Raw genomic sequence first — 551 nt, 5'->3', positions numbered from 1 at the left:
TCAGCCACCGACTTGACCTTGATACCCGCGCTGCGTGCAGCAGGCGCTTCGACTTTCACGGTCTTGTTGGTGGAGGCGGTGGAAACGCCCAAAGCATCCGGAGTCAGCACTTCGAGAGGCTTCTTCTTGGCTTTCATGATGTTTGGCAGGGACGCATAACGCGGCTCGTTCAAACGCAGGTCAGTGGTGACGATGGCCGGCAGCTTCAGGGAAACCGTCTGCGCGCCGCCGTCGATTTCGCGGGTCACGGCAACGCTGTCGCCGCTGATTTCCACTTTCGACGCGAACGTGCCCTGGCCATAACCGCTCAATGCCGCGAGCATCTGGCCAGTCTGGTTGTTGTCGCTGTCGATCGCTTGTTTGCCAAGGATCACCAGCTGTGGCTGTTCCTTGTCGACAACAGCCTTGAGCAGTTTGGCAACGGCCAGGGAAGTCAGATCTTCAGCGGATTCGACGAGGATGGCGCGGTCGGCACCCAGGGCCAGCGCAGTGCGCAGTTGCTCCTGAGCGGTGGACGGGCCGACGGAGACGACGACGATTTCAGTCGCAAC

General features: G+C 60.6%; 1 protein-coding gene. It reads right to left on the bottom strand.

Translation table 11 applies throughout. The annotated features are described in order from the left end of the window. Window positions 1-551, bottom strand: a 551-nt coding sequence (locus HYI44_RS29195; RefSeq protein ID WP_225571216.1) for an electron transfer flavoprotein subunit beta/FixA family protein, incomplete at both ends; no start/stop codon positions are given.

The sequence above is a fragment of the Pseudomonas sp. Y24-6 genome (assembly GCF_020295325.1).
In the GTDB taxonomy this organism is placed as follows: domain Bacteria; phylum Pseudomonadota; class Gammaproteobacteria; order Pseudomonadales; family Pseudomonadaceae; genus Aquipseudomonas; species Aquipseudomonas gregormendelii.
This window is presented reverse-complemented; position numbering and strand designations above follow the sequence as displayed.